25 protein-coding genes are annotated in these 26845 nt (G+C 57.4%); 14 read left to right on the forward strand and 11 right to left on the reverse strand.

From position 1 onward, the window contains the following. Positions 1-190 precede the first annotated feature (190 nt). From galM to modE, 6 genes are all read right to left on the reverse strand, one after another. Positions 191-1231, reverse strand: coding sequence for a galactose-1-epimerase (gene galM / locus SOM82_RS06420; protein ID WP_320459934.1), 1041 nt, complete (start codon positions 1229-1231; stop codon positions 191-193). Continuing rightward, entirely contained in the window at positions 1225-2373 is a 1149-nt protein-coding gene (gene galK, locus SOM82_RS06425) for a galactokinase (RefSeq protein WP_320459935.1), read from the reverse strand. Before galK ends, galM begins: the two co-directional genes overlap by 7 nt. Next, positions 2374-3423 carry a galactose-1-phosphate uridylyltransferase gene (gene galT, locus SOM82_RS06430; protein ID WP_320459936.1) on the reverse strand — a complete coding sequence of 350 codons (1050 nt, stop codon included), beginning with the start codon at positions 3421-3423 and terminating at the stop codon, positions 2374-2376. A 9-nt stretch (positions 3424-3432) separates the two neighbouring features. Further along, positions 3433-4449 (reverse strand): UDP-glucose 4-epimerase GalE, encoded by a 1017-nt coding sequence (galE, locus tag SOM82_RS06435; RefSeq protein ID WP_320459937.1) that lies wholly within the window; start codon positions 4447-4449, stop codon positions 3433-3435. Between the two features lie 204 nt (positions 4450-4653). Further along, positions 4654-6126: a molybdate ABC transporter ATP-binding protein ModF gene (gene modF / locus SOM82_RS06440; protein ID WP_320459938.1), complete on the reverse strand. Its 1473-nt coding sequence runs from the start codon at positions 6124-6126 to the stop codon at positions 4654-4656. 67 nt (positions 6127-6193) lie between these two features. Next, positions 6194-6982, reverse strand: coding sequence for a molybdenum-dependent transcriptional regulator (gene modE, locus SOM82_RS06445; protein WP_320459939.1), 789 nt, complete (start codon positions 6980-6982; stop codon positions 6194-6196). A 128-nt stretch (positions 6983-7110) separates the two neighbouring features. Between modE and SOM82_RS06450 the strand changes: the two genes are divergently transcribed. The 4 genes from SOM82_RS06450 to modC all read left to right on the forward strand — a co-directional run bounded on the left by SOM82_RS06450 (position 7111) and on the right by modC (position 9962). After that, complete coding sequence (locus SOM82_RS06450) at positions 7111-7260, forward strand: AcrZ family multidrug efflux pump-associated protein (RefSeq protein WP_032638956.1); 150 nt, start codon at positions 7111-7113, stop codon at positions 7258-7260. Between the two features lie 178 nt (positions 7261-7438). Further along, the gene (gene modA, locus SOM82_RS06455; RefSeq protein ID WP_320459940.1) at positions 7439-8212 is read left to right on the forward strand and encodes a molybdate ABC transporter substrate-binding protein; all 774 of its coding nucleotides are present in this window, start codon (positions 7439-7441) and stop codon (positions 8210-8212) included. After that, positions 8212-8901, forward strand: coding sequence for a molybdate ABC transporter permease subunit (modB, locus tag SOM82_RS06460; protein WP_154126730.1), 690 nt, complete (start codon positions 8212-8214; stop codon positions 8899-8901). The genes modA and modB overlap by 1 nt, the downstream gene beginning before the upstream one ends. 2 nt (positions 8902-8903) lie before the next feature. Continuing rightward, a complete protein-coding gene (gene modC, locus SOM82_RS06465) occupies positions 8904-9962 on the forward strand; it encodes a molybdenum ABC transporter ATP-binding protein ModC (protein WP_154126731.1) in 1059 nt (352 codons plus the stop codon). On the opposite strand, the gene SOM82_RS06470 is transcribed toward modC, so the two are convergent. Next, on the reverse strand, positions 9963-10781 hold the full coding sequence (locus SOM82_RS06470) for a pyridoxal phosphatase (protein WP_320459941.1): 819 nt from the start codon (positions 10779-10781) through the stop codon (positions 9963-9965). A gap of 141 nt (positions 10782-10922) precedes the next feature. Here SOM82_RS06470 and pgl point away from each other — a divergent pair, with 141 nt between their 5' ends. Further along, positions 10923-11918: a 6-phosphogluconolactonase gene (pgl, locus tag SOM82_RS06475; RefSeq protein WP_320459942.1), complete on the forward strand. Its 996-nt coding sequence runs from the start codon at positions 10923-10925 to the stop codon at positions 11916-11918. 59 nt (positions 11919-11977) lie between these two features. On the opposite strand, the gene SOM82_RS06480 is transcribed toward pgl, so the two are convergent. Continuing rightward, a complete protein-coding gene (locus SOM82_RS06480; RefSeq protein ID WP_320459943.1) occupies positions 11978-13261 on the reverse strand; it encodes a putative acyl-CoA thioester hydrolase in 1284 nt (427 codons plus the stop codon). A 224-nt stretch (positions 13262-13485) separates the two neighbouring features. Between SOM82_RS06480 and hutI the strand changes: the two genes are divergently transcribed. From hutI to hutH, 5 genes are all read left to right on the forward strand, one after another. Further along, entirely contained in the window at positions 13486-14709 is a 1224-nt protein-coding gene (gene hutI, locus SOM82_RS06485) for an imidazolonepropionase (RefSeq protein WP_320459944.1), read from the forward strand. Continuing rightward, positions 14706-15644 (forward strand): formimidoylglutamase, encoded by a 939-nt coding sequence (gene hutG, locus SOM82_RS06490; protein ID WP_320459945.1) that lies wholly within the window; start codon positions 14706-14708, stop codon positions 15642-15644. Before hutI ends, hutG begins: the two co-directional genes overlap by 4 nt. Positions 15645-15663: 19 nt before the next feature. Beyond that, positions 15664-16398, forward strand: a complete 735-nt coding sequence (locus SOM82_RS06495; RefSeq protein WP_154126737.1) for a histidine utilization repressor — start codon at positions 15664-15666, stop codon at positions 16396-16398. 127 nt (positions 16399-16525) lie between these two features. After that, the gene (hutU, locus tag SOM82_RS06500) at positions 16526-18214 is read left to right on the forward strand and encodes a urocanate hydratase (RefSeq protein ID WP_320459946.1); all 1689 of its coding nucleotides are present in this window, start codon (positions 16526-16528) and stop codon (positions 18212-18214) included. Then, on the forward strand, positions 18211-19731 hold the full coding sequence (gene hutH, locus SOM82_RS06505; protein ID WP_320459947.1) for a histidine ammonia-lyase: 1521 nt from the start codon (positions 18211-18213) through the stop codon (positions 19729-19731). The genes hutU and hutH overlap by 4 nt, the downstream gene beginning before the upstream one ends. Positions 19732-19857: 126 nt before the next feature. Here the strand turns inward: hutH and SOM82_RS06510 are convergent, their stop codons facing one another. Both SOM82_RS06510 and bioA read right to left on the reverse strand, forming a co-directional pair. Then, positions 19858-20334 carry a kinase inhibitor gene (locus SOM82_RS06510; RefSeq protein WP_320459948.1) on the reverse strand — a complete coding sequence of 159 codons (477 nt, stop codon included), beginning with the start codon at positions 20332-20334 and terminating at the stop codon, positions 19858-19860. A gap of 70 nt (positions 20335-20404) precedes the next feature. Further along, positions 20405-21694, reverse strand: coding sequence for an adenosylmethionine--8-amino-7-oxononanoate transaminase (bioA, locus tag SOM82_RS06515; protein WP_414672112.1), 1290 nt, complete (start codon positions 21692-21694; stop codon positions 20405-20407). Positions 21695-21783: 89 nt separating this feature from the next. Here bioA and bioB point away from each other — a divergent pair, with 89 nt between their 5' ends. The 4 genes from bioB to bioD are packed head-to-tail and all read left to right on the forward strand — an operon-like array spanning position 21784 to position 25459. Continuing rightward, positions 21784-22824, forward strand: coding sequence for a biotin synthase BioB (gene bioB / locus SOM82_RS06520; RefSeq protein WP_320459950.1), 1041 nt, complete (start codon positions 21784-21786; stop codon positions 22822-22824). A gap of 44 nt (positions 22825-22868) precedes the next feature. Further along, positions 22869-24026 carry an 8-amino-7-oxononanoate synthase gene (bioF, locus tag SOM82_RS06525; protein WP_320460071.1) on the forward strand — a complete coding sequence of 386 codons (1158 nt, stop codon included), beginning with the start codon at positions 22869-22871 and terminating at the stop codon, positions 24024-24026. Beyond that, a complete protein-coding gene (gene bioC, locus SOM82_RS06530; RefSeq protein ID WP_320459951.1) occupies positions 24010-24765 on the forward strand; it encodes a malonyl-ACP O-methyltransferase BioC in 756 nt (251 codons plus the stop codon). Before bioF ends, bioC begins: the two co-directional genes overlap by 17 nt. Further along, complete coding sequence (bioD, locus tag SOM82_RS06535; RefSeq protein WP_320460072.1) at positions 24758-25459, forward strand: dethiobiotin synthase; 702 nt, start codon at positions 24758-24760, stop codon at positions 25457-25459. The genes bioC and bioD overlap by 8 nt, the downstream gene beginning before the upstream one ends. Here bioD and SOM82_RS06540 read toward each other — a convergent pair. Then, positions 25422-26144: an ABC transporter ATP-binding protein gene (locus SOM82_RS06540; RefSeq protein WP_320459952.1), complete on the reverse strand. Its 723-nt coding sequence runs from the start codon at positions 26142-26144 to the stop codon at positions 25422-25424. The genes bioD and SOM82_RS06540 overlap by 38 nt on opposite strands. Positions 26145-26845: the final 701 nt, after the last annotated feature.

Raw genomic sequence — 26845 nt, forward strand, 5'->3', positions numbered from 1 at the left:
CGCATTTTTAATGATAACAATTCTCATTATATTGCCGTGAGTGCTTCAGCGGCAACGCTTAACCCTAACCATAGCGAAAATAGTGTCCCAGTGTAAGATGCTTGTGAATCCAGGGTTATGATTTTGTCTGCGATCGGCGCTATTTTCAGCAAGACGGGCAAAAAAAACCCTCCGACAGGAGGGCTGAAAATTAATGCGGGATAAAGTGATATTCGGTCACGCTCCGGTATTCCTCGCCGGGCCGTAAGACGCAATCCGGCTGCGGCCAGTCGCTATGGTTCGGGCTGTCCGGCAGGAATTCGCTTTCCAGCGCCAGTCCCTGCCAGTCGCTGTAATCATCCTTTTCACGGGCAGGTGTACCGCCGAGATAGTTGCCGGAATAGAACTGCAGGGCTGGCGCGGTGGTATACACCGTCATCTGCAGTTTTTCGTCGGCAGACCACACCTGGGCGGCAGGCTGAGTCACATCCCCCTGCGCCTGGAGCAGAAATGCGTGATCGTAGCCTTTCACTTTGCGCTGATGATCGTCACTCAGGAACTCGTGAGCGATGATTTTCGCAGTGCGGAAATCAAAGCTGGTCTTCGCAACGGGTTTCAGCCCTTCAAAGGGAATACCCATCTCATCGACTGGTAAATAATCATCAGCCAGGATTTGCAGCTTATGGTTGCGCACATCTGTCTGGTCGCCGTCGAGATTGAAATAGGCGTGGTTGGTCATGTTCACCGGACAGGCTTTGTCGACCGTCGCACGATATTCAATGGTGAGGCGATTATCTTCGCTCAAGCGGAAGAGGGCCGTTGCCGAGAGATTACCGGGGAATCCCTGGTCGCCGTCGATGGATTCCAGCGCAAACTGCACTTCACCGTCGTTCTGCGAAGCGATACGCCAGCGACGTTTATCAAACCCTTCTGGTCCACCGTGCAGCTGGTTTTCACCCTGGTTCGGCAGCAGATCGAATTGATGACCATCAAGCGTAAAACGGCTTTGAGCGATACGGTTGGCGTAGCGGCCCACCGAGGCACCGAGGTAAGCCGCCTGGCTGACGTACTGCTCCGGCGACGCGCAGCCAAGCAGCGTTTCACGCACGCTGCCATCAGGCATAGGTACGCGGGCAGAGAGCAGAGTTGCGCCCCAGTCCATCAGCGTGACCACCATCCCGGCGCTATTGCGCAGGGTCAGCAGGCGGTACGGCAGACCATCGGGAGCGAGGGTCGGGGTTTCGTTTAGCACTGTCCAGCTCCTTGCGATGCTTTGCAGACGTAGAAGGTCTCCTTGATACCGGTTTTCGCTTCGTATTGCTGCGCGACAGCATCCTGAACCGCCGGAACCAGCTCCTCAGGGATCAGCGCCACAATGCAGCCGCCGAAGCCGCCGCCGGTCATGCGCACGCCGCCTTTATCGCCAATTGTCGCTTTTACGATCTCGACCAGGCTATCAATTTGCGGCACGGTGATCTCGAAATCATCGCGCATCGAGGCGTGGGACTCCGCCATCAGTTCGCCCATGCGTTTGAGGTCACCTTTTTCCAGCGCGGTAGCGGCTTCTACGGTACGGGCGTTTTCGGTCAGGACGTGCCGAACACGCCTGGCCACAACCGGGTCAAGCTCGTGCGCCACTTTATTGAACTCATTGAGTGAAACATCACGCAGTTTCGGCTGCTGGAAGAATCGCGCGCCGGTTTCGCACTGTTCGCGACGGGTATTGTATTCGCTACCCACCAGCGTACGTTTGAAGTTGCTGTTGATGATCACGACAGCAGCCCCTTTTGGCAAAGAGACGGCTTTGGTGCCCAGCGTGCGGCAATCAATCAGCAGCGCATGCTCTTTCTTGCCGAGCGCAGAAATCAGCTGATCCATTATCCCGCAGTTACAGCCGACGAACTGGTTTTCCGCTTCCTGACCGTTGAGGGCAATTTGCGCGCCATCGAGCGGCAGATGGTAAAGCTGCTGGAATACGGTACCCACCGCCACTTCCAGCGAGGCAGACGAACTCAGTCCTGCGCCCTGCGGAACGTTACCGGTGATGACCAGGTCTGCGCCGCCAAAATTCTTGTTGCGCTTTTGCAGATGTTTAACCACCCCGCGCACGTAGTTTGACCACTGCTGGGTATCGTGAGCCACAATCGGCGCATCAAGGGAAAACTCGTCGATTTGATTATCATAATCGGCGGCAATCACGCGCACCTGGCGGTCATCGCGTTTGGCGCAGCTGATCACGGTCTGATAATCAATCGCGCAGGGCAGCACAAAACCATCGTTATAATCGGTGTGCTCACCAATCAAATTGACGCGGCCCGGAGCCTGAATGGCATGGGTGGCAGGGTAGCCGAATTGTTCAGCAAACAGGGATTGTGTTTTATCTTTCAGACTCATTTATTCGACTCCTGATTCGCGGTAATGGACATCGCTGACGGCACGCAGGCGTTCTGCTGCCTGTTCCGCCGTCAGATCGCGCTGGGTTTCAGCCAGCATTTCATAGCCCACCATAAATTTACGCACCGTCGCTGAACGCAGTAGCGGCGGATAAAAATGGGCGTGTAACTGCCAGTGTTGATTCTCTTCGCCATTAAATGGCGCACCGTGCCAGCCCATGGAGTAGGGGAACGAGCACTGGAACAGATTGTCATAGCGGCTGGTCAGCTTCTTCAGCGCCAGCGCAAGATCGTCGCGCTGGGCATCGCTCAAATCGGTGATACGCAGGATGTGCGCTTTCGGCAGCAGCAGCGTCTCGAACGGCCACGCCGCCCAGTACGGCACCACGGCCAGCCAGTGTTCCGTTTCAACAACCGTACGGCTGCCATCGGCCAGTTCGCGCTGGACATAGTCCACAAGCAGCGGTGACTGGTTTTCTGCAAAATAGGCTTTTTGCAGCCGATCTTCACGCTCGACTTCATTTGGCAGGAAGCTGTTGGCCCAGACCTGGCCGTGAGGATGCGGGTTTGAACAGCCCATCGCCGCGCCTTTGTTTTCAAACACCTGTACCCAGGGATAGTTTTCCCCCAGTTCGGCAGTCTGTTCCTGCCAGGTGGTAATCACGTCAGTCAGCGCGCTCACGCTCAGCTCGGGCAGCGTTTTGCTGTGATCCGGAGAGAAGCAGATCACCCGGCTGGTTCCGCGCGCGCTTTCGCAGCGCATCAGCGGATCCACATTTTCCGGCGCATCCGGAGTATCGGTCATCAGGGCGGCAAAATCATTTGTGAACACATAAGTGCTTTTGTAATCCGGATTTTTATCGCCGGTGACACGCGTATTGCCGGGACACAGGAAGCAATCGGGATCGTGCTGCGGCAGCGTCTGTTTAGCCGGCGTTTCTTGCGCCCCTTGCCAGGGACGCTTTGCGCGGTGCGGAGAAACCAAAATCCACTGCCCGGTTAACGGGTTATAACGACGATGCGGATGATCGACGGGGTTGAATTGGGTCATGACAAATCCTTAGTCCGGATAGCCTTGCGGGTGGCGCGATTGCCAGTGCCAGGTATCCTGCGCCATTTCATCAAGCGTGCGCGTCACACGCCAGTTAAGCTCTTTGTCCGCTTTGGAGGCATCAGCCCAGTAGGCAGGAAGATCGCCGTCACGGCGCGGAGCAAAGTGATAGGCCACGGGTTTGCCGCAGGCTTTGCTGAAGGCGTTAACCACGTCCAGCACGCTGCTGCCCACCCCTGCGCCGAGGTTATAAATATGCACGCCGGGTTTATTCGCCAGCTGTTGCATCGCTGCGACATGACCATCAGCCAGATCCATCACGTGGATGTAATCGCGCACGCCCGTACCATCTTCCGTCGGATAATCGTTGCCAAAGATAGCGAGCGAATCACGACGACCGACGGCGACCTGCGCGATGTACGGCATCAGGTTGTTCGGGATCCCCTGCGGGTCTTCACCCATATCGCCTGACGGATGTGCGCCAACCGGGTTGAAATAGCGCAGCAGCGCGATGCTCCAGTCTGGCTGCGCTTTTTGCAGATCGGCCAGAATCTGTTCCACCATCAGTTTGCTCTTACCGTACGGGCTTTGCGGCGTCCCGGTCGGGAAGCTCTCCTCGTACGGGATTTTGGGCTGGTCGCCGTAGACGGTGGCAGAAGAGCTGAAAATGAAGTTTTTAACGTTGGCGGCGCGCATCGCGGAGATTAAGCGCAGAGTACCGTTCACGTTGTTATCGTAGTATTCGAGGGGTTTTGCCACCGACTCGCCCACGGCTTTAAGACCGGCGAAGTGAATCACGGTATCAACGGCGTGATCGTGGAGAATTTCGGTCATCAACGCTTCATTGCGGATGTCGCCTTCCACAAACGCGGGCTGCTTTCCGCCAAGGCGTTCGATGACGGGCAGGACGCTGCGCTTACTGTTGCACAGGTTGTCGAGGATGATGACATCATGGCCATTTTGCAGCAGTTGCACACAGGTATGACTTCCAATGTAACCGCTACCACCTGTTACCAGAACTCGCATTTTTCGCTCCATTAGGCTTATGGTATGTAATAACCATAGCATAACAGAGACGCTAAAAGTGTGACATGGGATAAAATAGTGGAATCGCTTACACTGCGTTTCACGCTCGTTTTGCTGACTGTTGATGCCATTCTAAATCAAAGGGATAACGATGTAATGATGCAGGTTATCTGAAAATGGGGGCCAGGCCCCCGGGATAGCGCTCTATGAGATGCGGCTCAGTTCATAGCGATAGCTTTCGCCATCAGGAACAAATTCCAGCCGATGGGTGATGCAGGACGGCGCATCTTCGGCATGGTGGGAAACAAACAGCAATTGCGTTTCGCCCTCACCAATCAGGACATCCACAAACCGACGAATAAGCTGCCGGTTTAACGGATCCAGCCCTTGCAGCGGCTCGTCCAGGATTAGCAGAGTGGGGTGCTTGACCAGCGCTCGCACAATCAACGCCAGCCGCTGCTGGCCCCATGACAAACTGTGAAAAGGCGCGTCTGCCACGCGTTTATCCATTCCCAGAATATCGAGCCATTGTTGCGCCAGCTTATGCTGCCTGTCCGAAACCGCCTGGTAAATGCCAATGGAATCGAAATAACCCGACAAAATGACATTCCGTACCGTCGTGCTGACACGGTAATCCAGATGCAAACTGCTGCTGACGTAGCCAATATGCTTTTTAATATCCCAGATGGTTTCACCGCTGCCGCGACGGCGGCCAAACAGCGTTAAATCGTTGCTATAACCCTGCGGATGATCGCCGGTAATCAAACTCAACAGGGTGGATTTACCCGCGCCGTTCGGGCCGGTAATTTGCCAGTGTTCGCCTGGATTGACCGTCCAGCTTAGCTGATTGAGAATCGGCCGATCGTTATAGGAAACCACGCCGTTGAGCAGTTGGATGCGTGGCTGGTGGCGGTCTAAGGTATTCCGCGCCGAAGGAGCGTCTGGCTCAGGGAGTGCAATGCCGTCGAGTTTTTCACTATGCGCCAGCTGCGAGATCAACGCTTGTTGCAACAGCGCGTCTTTTTCGCCGGTCTCGGTCAGAGAACAGTCGGCCAGCACGCCCGCATACCGGACAAAATCAGGGATTTCATCGAAGCGATTCAGGACCAGAACGAGGGTATAACCTTGCTGATTGAGCGCGGCGAGCAGCGACGCCAGCTGTGCGCGGGATTGTACATCCAGTCCGTCGAAAGGCTCGTCCAGAATCAGCAGCTCCGGCTCGCTCATCAGCGCCTGACACAGCAGCGTTTTGCGGGTTTCACCGGTCGAGAGATATTTAAAGCGCCGTTCCAGCAGGTGAGTCATGCCAAAGCGTTCCGCAAGTTGCCGACAACGGGCGTCGTCTTTTCTGTCGTCCTGGATAATTTCAGCCGTGGTACGACCGGTATCGTCTTCGCCAGGACTCAGCAGATCGGTGTTATTGCGCTGCCATTCGTCGCTGACCAGTTTCTGGAGTTGCTCGAAGGAGAGACGGGTGAGACGGGTGAAGCTGCACTGACGTGCGCCTTTAAGCTGAACCAGCTCCCCCGCCAGCGCGCGGGCCAGGGCGGATTTGCCGCTGCCGTTGGTGCCGACAAACGCCCAGCTCTCGCCTGCACGCAGGGTTAAATCCGGAAGGGTGAGAATTCGGGTATCGCTAAGACGAAACGTGCCTTGCGAAATTTGCAATGACGACATGAGTTATCCCATTTTATGCAGCAATAAGCTTCAGGGATACCCACTGTTGCCACGTTTGTCAATGCACTTAACACAACGTGGCGATAATCACCCGGTCAGCGTTAAACCAGGCCGTGACTTCAACACCTTCATGAAGATCTTCCGCATCTGCAGCCGGAACCGTGGCACACAGCCTCTGTCCATCGGGCAGCGCCATCAGCACTTCGCACTGATCTTCGCCGCGTTCAATGTGGCTTATTGCGCCCCGGAGCTGGTTGTCGGCGTGCTGCGCCTGTTTTGCGTCGCGCGTGATATTCACCCACGGCGCTTTCAGCAACACCAGCACCTCTTTACCCTCTTCCAGTCCTAGCCGCTCGCCGCTCTGCGCGGTGATCGCAACGTTAAGTCGTGTCGTGCCATCGGCCAGCAGAATCTCAACGTGTTGCTGAACCTGAGCGCGATCGCGCGCCGTCACCGTTCCAAACCACTGATTTCGTGCGCTGGTTTGCAGCGAGAAGCGGGAGATGGCCGCCAGCAGACTGTCCAGGGGAAGGGCGTCGTCATCGCTCAATACATCAAACGCTTTTTGTTGAATTTGCGCGAGCAGATCGTAGAGCTGGATCAGGCGTTGACCGTAGCGGGTCAATACCGCGCCGCCGCCGCCCTTGCCGCCTGTAGCGCGATCGACCAGAGTTTGTTCGCTGAGCGTGTTCATCTCATTGATGGCATCCCACGCGCTTTTGTAGCTGATACCGGCGTTTTTGGCGCCCTGGCTAATTGAACCGGTTTGCTCTATTTGTTTAAGCAGGGCGATGCGTCGCGGATCGGCGAAAAGCTTCTGCTGAAGTCGAAGGGTGAGGAGAATTTCGGCCTGCATGACACGTATCCTGGCAAAAAGCGTATTGTGACCCAATTGCTCGGGAGCGCAAAGCGTACCGCACAAAAGGGGATGTTTTTCTGACTTTTCAGGGTAGAATAGCCCATTCACAGTATCTGGAGAAAACCATGTTAGAGTTGTTGAAAAGTCTGGTATTCGCCGTGATCATGGTACCCGTAGTGATGGCCATCATCCTCGGCGCCATCTACGGTCTGGGTGAAGTGTTCAACCTATTTTCGAACATTGGTCATAAAGACCAGCCTAAAAAGCAGCATTGATTCCCTCCAAAACGCCCGGCTTGTCCGGGCGTTTTGCTCTCAAGTTTCCGCCATTCCCGCCGATATTATTTCCAGTACCAGGCCCGTTTACTCATTAATCGGTACGATTTAGCGCTAGGTTATCCCTGCAGTTATCGTTATATTTATAAGTATATAACGACACTCACAGGAGTTAAAAATGGCACGTACATGGCTACGCCTTTTTGCAGGGGCGACATTGACACTTTCTCTCACCGGACACGCGCTGGCTGAAGAAGGTAAAATCACGGTTTTTGCGGCGGCATCGTTAACCAATGCCCTGCAGGAGATTGCGGCGCAGTATAAAAAAGAGAAAAACGTCGACGTTGCCTCTTCCTTCGCCTCTTCTTCTACGCTGGCCCGTCAGATTGAAGCCGGTGCGCCAGCCGATCTGTTTATTTCTGCCGATCAAAAGTGGATGGATTACGCGGTTGAGAAAAAATCCATTGATGCCGCCACCCGTGAAACCCTGTTGGGTAACAGCCTGGTGGTTGTCGCACCAAAAGCCAGCGCCCAGGGCGAGATCAGCATCAATAAAGAGACAAACTGGACCAGTCTGCTGAAAGATGGCCGTCTGGCCGTCGGCGATCCGGACCACGTTCCGGCCGGGATTTACGCGAAAGAAGCGCTGCAAAAACTGGGCGCGTGGGATACATTGTCGCCGAAGCTCGCACCGGCTGAAGATGTGCGCGGCGCACTGGCGCTGGTGGAGCGTAATGAAGCCCCGCTGGGTATCGTCTACGGCTCTGATGCGGTTGCCGGAAAAGGGGTGAAAGTGGTCGGGACCTTCCCGGAAGACTCGCACAAGAAAGTCGAGTACCCGATTGCGATTGTTGATGGACACAAAAATGCGACGGTCAGCACCTTCGTGGAATACCTGAAGGGGCCAGAGGCGTCGGCAATCTTTAAACGTTACGGATTTACGACTCACTGATGATATTGACCGATCCTGAATGGCAGGCTGTGTTGCTGAGCCTTAAAGTCTCCTCCCTGGCAGTTGCCTTTAGTTTGCCCTTTGGGATCTTCTTTGCCTGGTTACTGGTTCGCTGTCAGTTTCCCGGTAAAGCCCTGCTCGACAGTCTTCTCCATCTCCCCCTTGTGTTACCGCCGGTCGTGGTGGGTTATCTGTTGCTGATTGCCATGGGGCGACGCGGTTTTATCGGCCAGTGGCTTTATGACTGGTTTGGTCTGACCTTTGCCTTTAGCTGGCGCGGCGCGGTGCTGGCAGCGGCTGTGATGTCATTCCCGCTGATGGTAAGAGCGATACGCCTGGCGCTGGAAGGGGTCGATCTGCGGCTGGAGCAAGCCGCACGCACGCTGGGGGCCGGGCGCTGGCGCGTCTTCTTGACGATTACGCTGCCGTTGACCTTGCCAGGTATTATCGTCGGCACGGTGCTGGCGTTTGCCCGATCGCTTGGCGAATTTGGCGCGACGATCACCTTTGTGTCGAACATTCCCGGTGAAACCCGCACCATTCCGTCGGCGATGTATACCCTCATTCAGACCCCTGGCGGTGAAAGCGCAGCGGCAAGACTCTGTATTCTTTCCATTGTTCTGGCGCTGGTGTCGCTGTTGATTTCGGAATGGCTGGCGCGTCTTAGCCGCGAGCGGATGGGGAAATAATCATGCTGGAACTTCATTTTACCCAGACGCTGGGCAATCACAGCCTGACGCTCAACGAAACGTTGCCCGCCAGCGGGATTACCGCGATTTTTGGCGTATCGGGGGCAGGAAAAACCTCACTCATTAATGCGATAAGCGGCCTGACGCGCCCGCAAACGGGCCGGATTGCGCTTAACGATCGCGTCCTGAATGACGTTGAAAAAGGCATCTACCTGACGCCTGAAAAGCGGCGTATCGGCTATGTTTTCCAGGATGCCCGACTGTTTCCGCACTACAAAGTGCGCGGGAATCTGCGCTATGGCATGGCAAAAAGCATGGCCGGTCAGTTTGATAAGCTGGTGGCGTTGTTGGGGATTGAAGCGTTGCTGGACCGTCTGCCGTCGTCGCTCTCCGGTGGCGAAAAACAGCGTGTCGCCATCGGGCGGGCGCTGTTAACCGCACCAGAGCTACTGTTGCTCGACGAACCGCTCGCCTCGCTTGATATCCCCCGCAAACGCGAGCTGCTGCCTTATCTGCAACGTCTGGCGCGCGAAATTAATATTCCGATGCTCTACGTCAGCCATTCACTGGATGAAATTCTGCATCTGGCGGACAAAGTGCTGGTGCTGGAAAACGGCAGTGTGAAAGCATTTGGCAATCTGGAGGAAGTCTGGGGCAGTAGCGTTATGCATCCGTGGCTGCCGAAAGAGCAGCAGAGCAGCATTCTGAAAGTAAGCGTGCTGGAACATCATCCGCACTATGCCATGACGGCGCTGGCGCTGGGCGATCAGCATCTGTGGGTCAATAAGATCGACAAGCCGCTGCAATCCGCGCTGCGTATTCGTATTCAGGCGTCGGATGTTTCGCTGGTGCTGCAACCGCCGCTACAAACCAGTATCCGTAATATTTTGCGCGCAAAAGTGGCGCAGTGCCTTGATGATAACGGACAGGTAGAAGTGCAGCTGGAGGTCGGCAGCAAGACGCTCTGGGCGCGTATCAGCCCGTGGGCCAGGGATGAGCTGGGGATCAAACCCGGCCTGTGGCTTTACGCACAAATCAAGAGCGTCTCGATCACCACCTGATTACAGCAGATGGGTGTAGATGTACTGCGCGATGCTGTCGGTGGTGTTATCGCCAATCACCACATTTGCGCGCGCTTTGACCGCGTCATCGGCATTGCCCATCGCCACGCCCGTGCCCGCGGCTTCGAGCATGCTGATGTCGTTGTAGTTATCGCCGAAAGCAATGACCTCGTTCATCGACATCCCCTGCGACTCGACAAACTGCGTCAGGCGTTTGCCTTTACTGTTACCTTTACGGGCAATATCCACCTGATCGTGCCAGGACCACTCGCACTCCAGTCCCAGCGTCTGCTCAATGTATTTCGCGAAAGCGTCCAGCTTGCCGGTGTCTTCGCCCGTCAGAGCAAATTTCCAGATGGCATTGACCTCCTGAGCAGCCTGACGAAGCGAAGAGACCTGGGTAAAGACCGGGCGCTGCGCCTCCGGTAGCGAGAGCGCCCAGTTGCGGGTGCGAAGGACGTGGCCGGTCGGATGCTCATACATCATCGCATCATCGACATACATCAGGCCATGAACGGCGTGCTCATCGAGCAGATCGATCAGTTGCAGCGCCTGGGCGACAGGCAGCGGATCGGACTCAAGAACCTTTTTCGCTTGATAATCATACAAATAAGTCCCGTTACAACAAATTGCAGGTGTATCTAGCGCCAGTGCCTGATAAAAAGGATGAATGGCAACGTGATGTCGACCCGTAACGATCAGGAGTTGATATCCCGCTTCCTGGGCTCGTTTGAGTGCTTCAAGGGAAGAGGGAAGCAGGGTTTTTTGAGGGGTTAACAGCGTACCGTCTAAATCCAGTGCAATCACACGCGAGGTCATTTGTTCTTCCGGGTTAATATTGAATTTAAGGTCTTAGGGGATGGTACACCGAGAGACGGAACCGGCAAAATGCCGGGCGACAATTCAGCATTCACCGTTAAAAGTTAATTACGTTCACGCGCAGTGAGGAAAGGAGTATTCATGAAACAAACCGTTTATACCGCCAGTCCTGAAAGCCAGCAGATCCACGTCTGGCGTTTGAATGCCGAAGGCTCGCTTACGCTGGTTCAGGTGGTTGATGTTCCGGGACAGGTTCAACCGATGGTTGTCAGCCCGGATAAACGTTTTTTGTATGTTGGCGTGCGTCCTGAATTCCGCGTTCTGGCCTACCGCATCGCGCCGGATGATGGCGCATTAACCTTTACCGCCGAAGCGCCGCTGCCGGGTAGCCCGACGCACATCTCCACCGATCGCCAGGGCCGTTTCCTCTTCAGCGGATCGTATAATTCTGGCTGCGTTAGCGTCACGCGTCTTGAAGAGGGTGTGCCGGTTGAAACCGTGGACGTTGTCGAAGGGCTTGAGGGTTGCCACTCCGCAAATATCTCTCCGGATAACCGTACTCTGTGGGTTCCCGCTCTGAAACAGGATCGCATCTGCCTGTTCACCCTGAGCGACGATGGCCATCTGGCTGCGCAAACGCCTTCCGAAGTGACCGCCGTTGAGGGCGCCGGTCCGCGTCATATGGTGTTCCATCCGAATCAGCAATACGCTTACGTGGTCAACGAACTGAACAGCTCCGTTGATGTGTGGGAACTGAACGATCCGAAGGGACAAGTTGAGTGCGTCCAGACGCTGGACATGATGCCTTCGGACTTTAGCGACACCCGCTGGGCGGCCGATATTCATATCACGCCGGATGGCCGTCATCTTTACGCCTGCGACCGTACCTCAAGCCTTATCACTATCTTCAGCATCTCAGAAGATGGCAGCGTGCTGTCGATTGAAGGTTTCCAGCCGACCGAAACGCAGCCGCGTGGTTTTAACATCGACAATTGCGGGCAATTCCTGATTGCGGCAGGACAGAAATCTCACCACATCGCGCTGTATAAAATTCATGGCGAGCAGGGGCTTCTTGAAGAGAAAGGGCGTTATGCCGTTGGCCAGGGCCCAATGTGGGTAGTGGTTAACGCGCACTAAGCGACTAAAAATAAAAAAACCTCGCCAGCGCGAGGTTTTTTTATGTCCGAAGAGGGCGATTACTGCTTCGGTTCGGCAACCACTTTGCTACCAACACCGCGGTTGTTGTATTCCCACATGCGGTTGAAGTTTGCGTCGTTCAGGTTGCGCTGCACGTTGCCTTTATCATCCATCGCGCCTGTGTTACCGGAGTAAGGACGTTTGGAGATAGCCGCATCGGCCCACGGTTTCGCCATATTGAAACCTTCATTGATCACGCTGTCACGAATGACAACCTGGCCGTTTGTAGCCGAATCGACGTCCAGAGAGCGGCCCAGTTGCGCCACGCCGTCACCGGCTGCGGTAAAGCGACTGTTGATCGCCAGGAAGCCGTAGAACATGTTCGACAGCGTTGCCGGAGCAAACACATAACCTTCCTGCTGCGTACGCGAGTTCACCACGCGGAATTCGGTGTTATCAAACACCACCGCACCGCGACCGGAAACGATATCCACATCGCCTTCGAGATAGCTGTTGGTGACCTGAGTACGGGTCAGACGGTTGTTCTGCAGTGTGTTCTGTAAACCGCTGTTGGTCACGAAGAAGGTGTTCTGGCGACCCAGAATATTGACGTTATTAATCTGTACCTTGTCGCCGTCGGTACGCAGCGCGACTGCCTGATGGTTACCGGCATCGACGCCGTCACCCAGCGTGTTCTGAATGGTCAGATTTTGCAGCTGCAGGCCATTATTCTGCGACCAGAATACCGCCGAGCACATCATGCCAACGGTCGCACTTTGTTTGCTCTGGCAGTTGTCGAACATATACCACGCCGGTTTGCCCGGCATATATTTCCCGGCCGGGTTGACCAGATGACGCCAGCTATTACGATCGAGTTCAGAGTCGATCGCCAGACCAATCTTCACGTCGATCGCTTTCTCACCGGTACCGTACAGGGTAATGCTGCCCGGTGCGGCGGGAACATAGACAGTCCCTTCATACTCGCCTGGCAGAATCGCGATGTACTGGCGTGATGCGCTGTGTTTGGTAATGGCCGCGTCAACGGCAGCCTGAATGCTGGTGTGCGTCACACCCTGAGTGCCCGCCGGGCCGACCACGAAGTCAGGCTGCGCTGGCACGTTAATCGCAGACGGTGTCCACGGCGCAGCGTTCGGATCCATTGCAGAGTAATAATGTGCAGCGGTGAAGTTTTTCGCTTCGCCAGCAGAGAGAACAGGGCGCGATGCCGTGCCGGGTGCTGCCTGCTCAGAGGGCAGCTGGTCAGGTGGCGTTGAGCTGCACGCTGACAATGTCACGCCAAAGGCGAGTGCTAACGCCAGACGAGAAATCCTGGAAATATTCAAGGGAAAGCTCCTTGCTTCACGAGTCTTAACGGGATGATCGAAATAGCCTGCTTTTTTATACTAAGTTGAGCGAAACGGGAAGACGAAAAGCTAAAAAGTTGTACATTTCACCGCGTCGCGACGGGTAAAATGTCACAAATTAGTAACAATTTCCGTAAAGCGGGTTGACAGCGACAAATGAATCAAAATAAATGTCTATACAACCCATGACAAGTGGAAGCCCTATGCAGCAGCTTCACCCTGACGATGTTATCTGGCGCAACGCACGCCTGGCCACGCTGGATCCGAAGCATTCTGAGCCTTACGGCCTGCGTGAAAAGGTCGCGCTCATTGTGCGCGGGCAGACCATTCTGGCGCTGGTGCCGGAATCGGAAGTGCCGCCAGGCCATGCTCATCAGATCGATTTAGAGGGGCGGCTGGTGACGCCGGGTTTGATTGATTGTCACACCCATCTGGTGTTTGGCGGCGACCGTGCCGCAGAGTGGGAACAGCGCCTGAACGGTGTCTCGTATCAAACCATCAGCGCCCAGGGCGGCGGAATAAATGCCACCGTCACGGCAACCCGCAGTAGCGATTCGGACACGTTACTGAAACAGGCGGAGCAGCGTTTGCATCGCCTGATGCAAGAGGGCGTGACGACCCTCGAAATCAAATCCGGATATGGCCTTAATGCGCAGGCGGAAGAGCGCATGCTGCGCGTGGCGCAATCCCTCGCGCAACAGCATCCGGTTGAAATCAGCCCGACGCTGCTGGCTGCCCACGCCGTGCCAGCGGAGTATCGCCACGATCCGGATGCGTACCTGACGCAGGTCTGCGAAGAGATCATGCCCGCGCTCTGGCGGCAGGGCCTGTTTGAGGCGGTGGATGTTTTTTGCGAAAACGTTGGCTTTACGCTGGCGCAAACCGAGCGGGTTTTCCGGGCCGCCGCCGCGTTGGGGATCCCGGTTAAGGGTCACGTCGAACAGCTCTCCAGCCTGGGCGGCGCAGCGTTGGTGAGCCGCTATCAGGGGCTGTCGGCCGATCATATTGAGTATCTTGATGAGGCGGGCGTGCGTGCGATGGCCCAAAGCGGCACGGTGGCGGTACTGCTGCCGGGCGCGTTCTATTTTTTGCAGGAGCGCCAGCGTCCGCCGGTCGGGCTGCTGCGCAAGCACGGCGTTCCGCTGGCCGTGGCCACCGATTACAATCCCGGAACCAGCCCGTTTGCCAGCCTGCATCTGGCGATGAATATGGCCTGCGTCCAGTTTGGCTTAACGCCGGAAGAGGCGTGGGCGGGCGTGACGCGACATGCCGCGCAGGCGCTGGGCCGTGGCGCAACGCACGGTCAGCTCAGCGCCGGGTTCGTGGCCGATTTTATTGTCTGGGACGCCGAGCGCCCGGTGGAGATGGTCTATGAGCCGGGGCGCAATCCGCTCTATCAGCGCGTATTCCGCGGGAGGGTAACATGACGATGTGGCGGCCGACCTCACCTGAGCTCTGGCAGGGGCGCGACGACAGCGCAGAGGCCAGCAACGCGCTGCGCATCTTCCAGACTATCGCGCAGACCGATCGTTTTGCGCCAAAAAATTCAGGTATTGCGCTGCTGGGGTTCGCGTGCGACGCAGGCGTCCGGCGCAATCATGGGCGACCAGGGGCCGCGCAGGCGCCTGATGAGCTGCGCAAAGCGCTGGCGAACATGGCCAGCCATAGCGGCCACGCGCGTCTCACCGATATGGGCACGATAAGCGTTGAGGGCGACCAGCTTGAGTCCGCGCAGCGTGCTTTGAGCGATGCGGTGCAGGCCTGCCAGCAATCGGGTATGCGCACGCTGGTGTTCGGCGGCGGACATGAAACCGCATGGGCGCACGGGCGCGGCGTGCTGGATGCGTTTGCGAATGATCGTATCGCCATCATTAATCTCGACGCGCATCTCGATTTACGCAAGGCGGAGCACGCGACGTCGGGCACACCGTTCCGCCAGCTGGCGCAGTACTGTGAAACGCAACAGCGGGAATTTCACTACGCCTGTTTTGGCGTCAGCCGCGCGGCCAATACGCAGGCGCTGTGGGACGAAGCGGCCCGTCTGAAGGTCACGCTGGTCGAAGATCTGGATTTTCGTCGCGAGGCATTTTCTGTGCTTGAGCAGGTTTTGGCCGGGGCGGATCGCGTCTATCTGACCATCGATCTGGATGTGCTGCCCGCCGGTGAAATGCCTGCGGTGTCGGCCCCGGCGGCGCTCGGCGTTCCGGCGCAGGATCTGCTGCCGGTTATCAGGCAAATCTGTCAAAGCGGAAAGCTCCAGGCAGCGGATTTGGTCGAGTTTAACCCGCTTTACGACAGAGACGGACAGGGCGCCAGACTGGCAGCGCGTCTCGCCTGGCAAATCGCTCACTGGTGGGCATAACCCATTTAAAGGAATCACCATGTTTTCACGCTCACCGAATCCACTCTCCGCCGCGCCCGCTCCTTTCTACGAAAAGGTCAAACAGGCGATCAGCGAGAAAATCGCTTCCGGCGTCTGGCGCGCGCATGACCGTATTCCGTCCGAGGCCGAGCTGGTGGCGCAGTTTGGCTTTAGCCGTATGACCATCAACCGCGCCCTGCGCGAGCTCACCGACGAAGGATTGCTGGTGCGTTTACAGGGCGTAGGAACCTTTGTCGCTGAACCGAAAGGGCAATCGGCGCTGTTTGAAATTCGCAGCATTGCCGATGAGATCGCCTCGCGAAACCATCAGCATCACTGTGAAGTGCTGGTGCTTGAGGAGACCCGGGCCAGCGCGGAGCAGGCGGCAGAGCTCAATGTGAAAGAGGGGGCGCGCATTTTTCACTCCGTCATGGTGCACTTCGAAAACGACGTCCCGGTGCAGATTGAAGACCGCTGCGTTAACGCCGAACGGGTCGCCGATTATCTTCAGCAGGATTACACGCAAACCACGCCTCACGCCTGGCTTTCGCAGGTCGCTCCCTTAACTGAAGGCGAGCATATTGTCGAAGCGGTGCGCGCCACGCCACAGGAGTGCGAATTACTGCGCATTAAAGAGCACGATCCCTGTCTGCTCATCCGCCGTCGCACCTGGTCTTCCGGGCAGATTGTTTCCCATGCCAGATTATTATTCCCGGGTGCAAGATACCGCCTGCAAGGCCACTTTATGTCGTAGATTTTCAAAGCGTGATAGATAACGCAATATAACAAAATTGTATCTTTTTTGTTAAATCCAGCCTTGTGTGTGGTTGTCTATACAAGTATATCTGTTTGTATCTTTCATCCCGTATGAGGACCACACAATGACGTCAGGTAAATATCGTCAGCAGGAGATCCGCGCCCCTCGCGGTACCACGCTGACCGCCAAAAGCTGGCTCACCGAAGCGCCGCTGCGCATGTTGATGAACAACCTTGATCCCGACGTCGCCGAAAATCCCCACGAGCTGGTGGTGTACGGCGGCATTGGCCGGGCAGCGCGAAACTGGGAGTGCTACGACGCCATTGTGGACGCGTTAACCCATCTGGAAATCGACGAAACGCTGCTGGTGCAATCCGGTAAGCCGGTTGGGGTGTTCAAAACCCATAAAAACGCGCCGCGTGTGCTGATCGCCAACTCCAATCTGGTGCCGCACTGGGCGACGTGGGAACACTTCAACGAACTGGATGCGAAAGGGCTGGCGATGTACGGGCAAATGACCGCGGGCAGCTGGATCTATATTGGCAGCCAGGGGATCGTCCAGGGCACCTATGAAACCTTCGTCGAAGCGGGTCGCCAGCACTACAGCGGCTCGCTTAAAGGGCGCTGGGTGCTGACCGCAGGGCTGGGCGGCATGGGTGGCGCGCAGCCGCTGGCGGCCACGCTTGCTGGCGCGTGTTCTCTGAACATTGAGTGCCAGCAGAGCCGTATTGATTTCCGCCTGCGTACCCGCTACGTCGATGAGCAGGCCGAAAACCTTGATGACGCGCTGGCTCGTATCAAAAAATACACCGCGCAAGGTCAGGCCGTCTCTGTCGCTCTGTGCGGGAATGCGGCAGAGATCCTCCCCGAACTGGTCGCCCGCGGCGTTCATCCGGATCTGGTGACCGACCAGACCAGCGCTCACGATCCGCTTCACGGCTACCTGCCCAAAGGCTGGACCTGGGAAGAGTACCAGCAAAAATCCCAAAGCGACCCCGAAGGGACGGTGCTGGCCGCCAAACGCTCTATGGCTGAGCATGTGTCGGCGATGCTGGCGTTCAGCAAAATGGGCGTACCGACCTTCGACTACGGCAACAATATTCGCCAGATGGCAAAAGAGATGGGCGTCGAAAATGCCTTCGACTTCCCCGGCTTTGTTCCGGCCTATATCCGTCCGCTGTTCTGTCGCGGTATCGGACCGTTCCGCTGGGTTGCGCTCTCTGGCGATCCGCAAGATATCTATAAAACCGATGCCAAAGTGAAAGAGATCGTTGCCGATGACGAACATCTGCATCGCTGGCTGGATATGGCCCGCGAGCGGATTAATTTCCAGGGGCTGCCGGCGCGGATCTGCTGGGTGGGCCTGGAGTGGCGGCAAAAGCTCGGCCTGGCGTTCAACGAAATGGTGCGCAGCGGCGAACTCTCTGCGCCGGTGGTCATCGGGCGCGATCATCTGGACTCCGGTTCGGTCGCCAGCCCGAACCGCGAAACTGAAGCCATGCGCGACGGCTCCGATGCCGTCTCCGACTGGCCGCTGCTTAACGCACTGCTGAATACCGCCAGCGGCGCGACCTGGGTGTCATTACACCACGGCGGTGGCGTAGGGATGGGCTTCTCGCAGCACGCGGGCATGGTGATTGTCTGCGACGGCTCCGACGAAGCGGCCGCCCGTATTGCCCGCGTATTGCATAACGACCCGGCGACGGGCGTGATGCGCCATGCTGACGCGGGTTATGACATTGCTATTGATTGCGCGAAAGAGCAGGGATTAAACCTGCCGATGGTCGCTGCCACACAAGGAAAGCCTTCATGAACGCTTTAACGATAACGCCCGGTTCACTGACGCTCAAACAGCTGCGTAACGTCTGGCGCCATCCCGTCACACTCCAGCTTGATGCCCGCGCACATGCGGCGATCAACGATAGCGTGGCCTGCGTCGAGGCGATTGTTGCGGAAGATCGTACGGCTTACGGCATCAATACCGGTTTTGGGCTGCTGGCGCAAACCCGCATTGCGACCCACGATCTGGAAAATCTCCAGCGTTCGCTGGTGCTTTCTCATGCCGCCGGCGTCGGGGAACCGCTGGATGACGAGATGGTCCGCCTGATGACCGTGCTGAAAATTAACAGCCTCGCGCGCGGCTTTTCCGGGATCCGCCTGAGCGTCATTCAGGCGCTGATTGCGCTGGTCAATGCAGAGGTCTATCCGTGGATCCCGGCGAAAGGTTCTGTGGGCGCATCGGGCGATCTGGCTCCGCTGGCGCACATGTCATTGCTGCTGCTGGGCGAGGGGAAAGCGCGCTGGAAGGGCGAATGGCTGCCTGCGAAAGAGGCGCTGAAAAAAGCCGGGCTAGAGCCGATTACGCTGGCGGCGAAAGAGGGGCTGGCGCTGCTTAACGGCACACAGGCATCGACGGCGTTTGCGCTGCGCGGACTGTTTGAGGCGGAAGATCTGTTTGCTTCGGCGGTCGTGTGCGGCGCGCTGACGACGGAAGCCGTGCTCGGCTCGCGTCGTCCGTTTGATGCTCGTATCCATGAGGTGCGCGGCCAGCGCGGACAAATCGACGCGGCGGCGATGTATCGTCACCTTCTGACAGACGCCAGTGAGATCGCCGACTCTCATCACAACTGCGACAAGGTGCAGGACCCGTATTCTCTGCGCTGCCAGCCGCAGGTCATGGGCGCCTGTCTGACACAGCTACGCCATGCCGCCGAAGTGCTGCTGGTGGAGGCCAACGCGGTTTCCGATAACCCGCTGGTCTTTGCCCGTGAAAATGAGGTGATCTCCGGCGGGAATTTCCATGCGGAACCGGTGGCGATGGCGGCAGATAATCTGGCGCTGGCGATTGCCGAGATCGGTGCTTTGTCCGAGCGGCGTATCGCGCTGATGATGGATAAACATATGTCGCAGCTGCCGCCATTCCTGGTCCGCAACGGCGGCGTGAACTCCGGGTTTATGATTGCCCAGGTGACGGCGGCGGCGCTGGCGAGTGAAAACAAAGCGCTGTCGCATCCGCACAGCGTGGACAGTCTGCCCACTTCCGCCAATCAGGAGGACCATGTGTCGATGGCACCGGCGGCAGGGCGTCGTCTGTGGGAGATGGCCTACAACACGCGCGGCGTGCTGGCGGTAGAGTGGCTGGCGGCAAGCCAGGGGATCGATCTGCGGGAAGGGCTGAAATCCAGTCCGCTGCTGGAGCAGGCGCGCCAGATTCTGCGTGAGCAGGTCACGCACTATGACGACGACCGCTTCTTCGCGCCGGACATTGATAAAGCGATGGCGCTGCTGAACGCAGGAAGTCTGGTGGGATTGTTGCCAGCGGTGCTGTAATCACTCAAGCCCGGTGGCGCTGTGCCATGAGTGAGGCCATCGGATCCTTTCCCACAGGGAGGGGAAGAAAATACTAAAAACGGCAACCCGGGGTTGCCGTTTTGGCTTTTATTACGAATACATTTTTTACGAGTACATGGCGGTCATCGACGCGCTACCCAGAGTGTGGAAATGCGCCAGATAGCCCACCATCGCGCCGCTTGCGCGTTCGTCGACCTCAAGATTTTCCACATCAAGCGCATGGATGGTAAAGATATAGCGGTGCGACTCGCCTTTTGGCGGCGCTGCGCCACCGTAACCCGGCTTGCCGAAATCGGTGTTGGTCTGGAGGGCCCCTTCCGGCAGCGGCGCTAAATCAGAACCGGCGCCTTGCGGCAGAACGCGCGTCTCGGCTGGCAGATTGGCCACCACCCAGTGCCACCATCCTGAGCCACTGGGCGCATCGGGATCGTAACAGGTCACCACAAAACTTTTGGTGCCGGGCGGAACGTCATCCCACGCCAGGTGCGGCGAAATATTATCGCCCTGGTAGCCCATCGCGTTTAATACGTGGCGCTCGGGAAGTTTCTCCCCGTCGCGCAGATCCTGGCTGAAAATCTTCATGCGATTTCTCCGTCTGTAGCAGTGCAAAAAGTGTAATGCATAAACAGAATACCGAAGCCAACCGGCTGGGTTAAATCACAAAATGTGCGGGAATGTTAACAGCCTCAACCACCGCGCGGGTCAGTTTACGCAGCTGCGCTTCGGTGATGAGATAGGGCGGCATCAGATAGATCAGTTTGCCGAACGGGCGCACCCAGACGCCGCGCTCCACGAAGAAACGCTGCAATGCCGCCATGTTCACCGGATAGCGTGTTTCGACCACGCCAATCGCGCCCAGCACCCGCACATCGGCCACCCATTCTGATTCCGCCGCGCTCGCCAGTTCAAGCCTGAGCTGCGATTCAATTGCCGCAACTTGCCCCTGCCACTCACCGCTTTCCAGAATCGCCAGGCTCTCGCTGGCCACCGCACAGGCCAGCGGATTGCCCATGAACGTCGGGCCGTGCATAAAACAGCTGGCGTCGCCATCGCTGATGGTCTCCGCGACGTGGCGAGTGGTGAGCGTGGCGGAGAGGGTCATGGTTCCGCCGGTCAGCGCTTTACCCAGACACAAAATATCCGCGGCGATACCGGCGTGTTCGCAGGCAAAGAGCTTGCCGGTGCGGCCAAATCCGGTGGCGATCTCATCGGCAATCAGCAGAATGCCCTCACGATCGCACATCCGGCGAATACGCTTCAGCCACTCGGGGTGATACATGCGCATCCCGCCCGCGCCCTGGACCACGGGCTCGAGGATCACCGCCGCAATCTCGTGGCGATGGGCTGCCATCAGGCGGGCAAACCCGACCATATCCGCTTCATCCCACTCACCGTCAAAACGGCTCTGCGGCGCGGGGGCAAACAGATTTTCCGGCAGATAGCCTTTCCACAGGCTGTGCATGGAGTTATCCGGGTCGCACACCGACATCGCGCCAAACGTGTCGCCGTGATAGCCGTTGCGGAAGGTGAGAAATCGCTGTCGCGGTTCCCCTTTGGCGTGCCAGTACTGCAAGGCCATTTTCATGGCGACTTCGACCGCCACCGAGCCCGAGTCGGCGAGGAAAACGCACTCCAGTGAATCCGGGGTCATAGACACCAGCCGACGGCACAGGTCAACGGCGGGCTGATGGGTGATCCCGCCAAACATCACGTGTGACATCTGGTCAATTTGCGTTTTCATCGCCGCGTTGAGGCGCGGGTGGTTATAGCCGTGGATCGTTGCCCACCAGGAGGACATGCCATCCACCAGCGTTTCGCCGGAGGCCAGATTCAGCTCGCAGCCCTGCGCGGAAGCCACCGCGTAAACGGGCAGAGGGCGGGTCATGGAGGTGTAGGGATGCCAGATGTGTTGCTTGTCGAAAGCGAGATCGTCCAGGGTCATAATCGACTTGTAAACCATTTTGAAAAGTTTTAGGTTTACAAGTATAAACCGAACCCACAATGAACTGAACCCCTTTTTGGAGAAGCCCAATGGCTCACCAGACACGCTGGACGATGTCGCAAGTCACCGAATTATTTAATAAACCTTTCCTGGAACTGATGTTTGAAGCGCAGCAGATCCACCGTCAACACTTCGATCCGCGCCATGTGCAGGTGAGCACGCTGCTGTCGATCAAAACCGGCGCCTGTCCGGAAGATTGTAAATATTGCCCACAAAGCGCGCGCTATAAAACCGGACTGGAAGCCGAGCGCCTGATGGAAGTTGAGCAGGTCCTCGACTCGGCGCGCAAAGCCAAAAATGCCGGCTCTACCCGTTTCTGCATGGGGGCGGCGTGGAAAAACCCGCACGACCGCGATATGCCGTATCTGGAGCAGATGGTGCAGGGCGTGAAAGCGATGGGGCTGGAAGCCTGTATGACCCTCGGGACGCTGAATGACGATCAGGCGCAACGCCTGTCGGCGGCGGGGCTGGATTACTACAACCACAATCTTGATACCTCGCCGGAGTTCTACGGCAATATCATCACCACCCGCACCTATCAGGAGCGTCTGGATACGCTGGGTAAGGTGCGCGACGCCGGGATTAAGGTCTGTTCCGGCGGGATCGTCGGCTTAGGCGAAACGGTAAAAGATCGCGCGGGGCTGCTGCTGCAACTGGCGAACCTGCCGACACCGCCGGAAAGTGTGCCGATCAACATGCTGGTGAAGGTCAAAGGCACGCCTATGGCGGACAACGACGATGTCGATGCCTTTGATTTCATCCGCACCATCGCGGTGGCGCGCATCATGATGCCGACCTCGTTTGTGCGCCTTTCCGCAGGCCGCGAACAGATGAGCGAGCAGACGCAGGCGATGTGCTTTATGGCCGGCGCGAACTCCATTTTCTACGGCTGCAAACTGCTGACCACCCCGAATCCGGAAGAGGACAAAGACGTGCAGCTGTTCCGCAAGCTGGGGCTGAATCCGCATCAGACTGACGTCCTGACCGGCGATAACGAGCAACAGCAACAGCTGGAGCAGCAGCTTTTCAACGCCGATACCGAACAGTATTACAACGCGGCCACCGTATGACTGCGCAACGCGATAACCGTATGACCGGGCAACGCGATAACCGTATCACCTGGCAGCAGCGCATTGATAGCGCGCTGGAGGCGCGTCGGGCGGCAGAGGCTTTTCGCGTGCGTTCGGTTGTTGAAGGGGGGGCGGGCCGCTTTCTGATTCGCGACAATCGCCAGTATTGTCATTTTTCCGGCAATGATTATCTGGGGCTTAGCCAGCATCCGGCAATCGTGCGAGCCTGGCAGCAGGGAGCCGAAACCTGGGGCGTGGGCAGCGGCGGCTCGGGGCATGTCAGTGGGTATACCACGGCTCATCAGAAGCTGGAAGCGTCCCTTGCCGACTGGCTCGGCTATCCGCGCGCGCTGCTGTTTATCTCCGGTTTTGCCGCCAATCAGGCGCTGATTGCGGCGCTGATGGAGAGAGAGGACCGGATCGTGGCCGACCGCCTGAGCCACGCCTCGCTGCTGGAAGCCGCCAGCCATAGCCCGGCGCAGCTGCGCCGCTTCGCTCATAACGAGGCTTCGCATCTTAACGCGCTGCTGGAAAAACCGTGCGCAGGACAGCAGATGGTGGTGACCGAAGGGATATTTAGCATGGACGGCGACAGCGCGCCGCTCCGCGAATTACATGCCGCGGCGCAGCAGCACAACGCCTGGATGCTGGTGGATGACGCACACGGCATCGGCGTGTCGGGTGAAGAAGGGCGCGGAAGCGCCGCCCGTCAAGGAGTTAAGCCGGATCTGCTGGTCGTAACCTTCGGCAAAGGGTTTGGCATCAGCGGCGCGGCGGTGCTGTGCAGTGAACCGGTGGCCGATTATCTGCTGCAATTCGCCCGCCATCTTATCTACAGCACCAGCATGCCGCCCGCGCAGGCGGTGGCCCTGCAGGCGGCGATGGCGGTGATCCGCAGTGATGAGGGGGAGCAGCGTCGACAAACGCTTGCCGCGCTGATTGCCCGCTTCCGGGCGGGAGTGAGCGAGATGCCGTATCACATGACCGATTCGCAGAGCGCCATTCAGCCGCTCATCGTTGGAGACAACCGCCGCGCGTTGAAGCTGGCGCAACAGCTGCGTGAACGCGGGATATGGGTTACTGCAATCCGTCCGCCAACCGTTCCGGTGGGAACGGCGCGTTTGCGCCTGACGCTGACCGCCGCGCATCACCCGCAGGATATCGATCGCTTACTTGAGGAACTCCATGCAGCCAGTCAATAAGCAGGCCATTGCCTGCGCGTTTGGGCGAGCGGCGCAGAGCTATTCACAGCACGACGAATTGCAGCGTCAAAGTGCGCAGGGGCTGCACACGTTTATCGGTGAAGGACGATTCGGTACGGTGCTGGACGCGGGCTGTGGGCCGGGTGCGAACAGCCGTCTGTGGCGCGAGGCGGGGAGCCACGTCACGGCGCTGGATCTCTCTGCCCGGATGCTTGAGCAGGCGCGCAATCGGCAGGCGGCTGACGACTATTTGCTGGCGGATATCGAAGCGATTCCTCTGGCGAATGCACAGTTTGACCTCACCTGGAGTCATCTGGCGGTCCAGTGGTGCGCCAGCTTGCCTCAGGCATTGCGCGAACTGTATCGGGTGACGCGTCCGGGCGGAACCGTGGCATTTACCACGCTGCTGGATAATTCGCTGCCGGAACTGAATCAGGCGTGGAGAGCGGTGGATGAGCAGCCTCACGCCAATCGTTTTCTGTCACATGAGGCGGTGCTGACGGCGCTGGCGGGCTGGCGTCACCGGTCGATGACCCAGGTGGTTACGCTGGACTTTGACGATGCGCTCAGCGCAATGCGCTCGCTAAAGGGGATTGGCGCTACCCATTTGCATGCCGGACGGGCGCGCAAGCCGCTGACGCGCGGTGCGCTGCAGCGACTCGAACGCGCGTGGCCGCAGCAGCGGGGCAGATTCCCGCTCTCTTATCAATTATTTCATGGGATTATCGAACGTGACTGAACGCTATTTTGTCACCGGCACGGATACTGAAGTCGGTAAAACGGTCGCCAGCTCGGCTCTGCTGCAGGCCGCGCGCCTGCAGGGATTTACCACTGCCGGATACAAACCGGTTGCCTCGGGCAGCGAAATGACGGCAGAAGGATTACGCAACACCGATGCGCTGGCGCTTCAGCGTCACAGCAGCCTCCCGCTGTCGTACCAGGCGGTTAACCCGTACACTTTTGCCGAGCCGACATCGCCGCATATCGTGAGCGCGGAGGAACAACGCCCCATCGCGTTCTCGGTCCTTTCCGCGGGGCTGAGGGCTCTGGAACAACAGGCAGAGTGGGTGCTGGTCGAAGGAGCGGGCGGCTGGTTTACGCCGCTCTCTGACCATCGGACATTCGCCGACTGGGTGACCGACGAGCAACTGCCGGTGATTCTGGTGGTGGGGGTCAGACTGGGGTGCATTAACCATGCGATGCTCACCGCGCAGGCGATTAAACACTCCGGCTTACGTTTTGCCGGCTGGATCGCCAACGACGTAGTGGCACCCGGTCAGCGCCATCAGGAATACCTTACGACGCTGAAAAGAGTCCTTCCTGCGCCGTTTCTGGGAGAAATCCCCTGGCTTGAAGAGGGGGTTGAACACGCCCAAACCGGGCAATACCTGGATCTCAATGCCTTGCTTCCAGCGACAGCCAGTGCGCAATAAGCTCGTCATCCAGCTCGTTAACGTGGCCCTGGGCCACGTTACGCCCCCGATAGAGAACGCAAAACCGATCGGCAACGCGGCGAATAAACGACAGCTGTTGCTCCGCCAGCAGCACGGTCATCCCCAGATCCCGGTTTAAACGCTGCAGCAGTTGCCCCAGTTTGTGCGCAAAGGTCTGGCCCGTGCCCTGTAACGGTTCATCCAGAATCAGCAGCCGGGGGCGACAGATGAGCGCATTGGCCAGCGCCAGCTGGTATTGCTCATCGGGAGACATTCCGTTAGCACGCGAGTGGCGCAGCGGCCAAAGCTGCGGAAACAGATCATAGATCTCACTGCTTGCGCCTGCATCAGGCGTGCCTTTCGCTCTCATCGCCACGTGCAGATTCTCCTCAACGGTAAGCTGCGAGAAAATCCGCCTGTCCTGCGACACATAGCCTATCCCTGGCATCGGGTGCTGCTCCGGCGCGACGCTGAGCAAATCACGCGGTGGCGCGCCCGCCTCGTGCCAGATAATGGTGCCGCTCTCGATCGGCAACTGCCCGGTGATGCAGTTTATGAGGGTCGTTTTCCCCATACCGGGCAGCCCGATAACACCCGTACACATCCCTGGCGGTAAATCCAGATCGACATTCCACAGGGTGTGCTGGCTGCCATAAAACTGATTCACTGCGCGCAGACTTAACATATCTCTCTCCTTAAAAGGCGTAATGGGCGACACGCCAGAAAGAATCTGCAAAACCCCTGCCAGATACGACAAGTTGATTAAATAAGCGGTTTTTTTCAGACAATGTCACCTTTTCCATCCATGGCTGGAGCACATATGCACATCCGCAGTGCCCATCGGGGTGGATAGTGGTGCAGCGCCGCGAATCGCGAGAATGTGAGTAAGATCTCACCAGTCTCTTATGACCTGATGGACTGAGAAGGGTGAAAAAAGAGCGATAAATTTTTTTTAACCGGGCGCTGTGACAAAAACCGGGAATTTGCCGAGCGGCTATCTGCATGGGCTGGAAGCAGTTATCCACCATTCCTGTGGATAACCTTGTGTATTAGAGTTAGAAAACTGAAGGTAAGCGAGAGAATACGCGGCCTGCGCATGAATTGGTGCGAAACGCGGCTTTAAGAAATATCCGCTATTAATTAAATAGTTAGACAAAAGCAATCGCCGTCATGAAAGTGTCACCTGCCGCCACAAAACTATCATTACATGGCTTGACAAATGTTAAATGTGGAAATGTTCTGGGGATAAAAGGGAGGCGCCGGTGTTTTATCGTGCCAGAGGTAAAATTTTGACCCGTTTCGCACTTATTATTCGGATGTTCATCCAGATATCCGTACACGCCACTGGTTTTACATCCAGTATTTATTACTGGCAAATTTGGCCGT

The organism is Lelliottia sp. CFBP8978, assembly GCF_034046055.2.
Lineage (GTDB): Bacteria > Pseudomonadota > Gammaproteobacteria > Enterobacterales > Enterobacteriaceae > Enterobacter.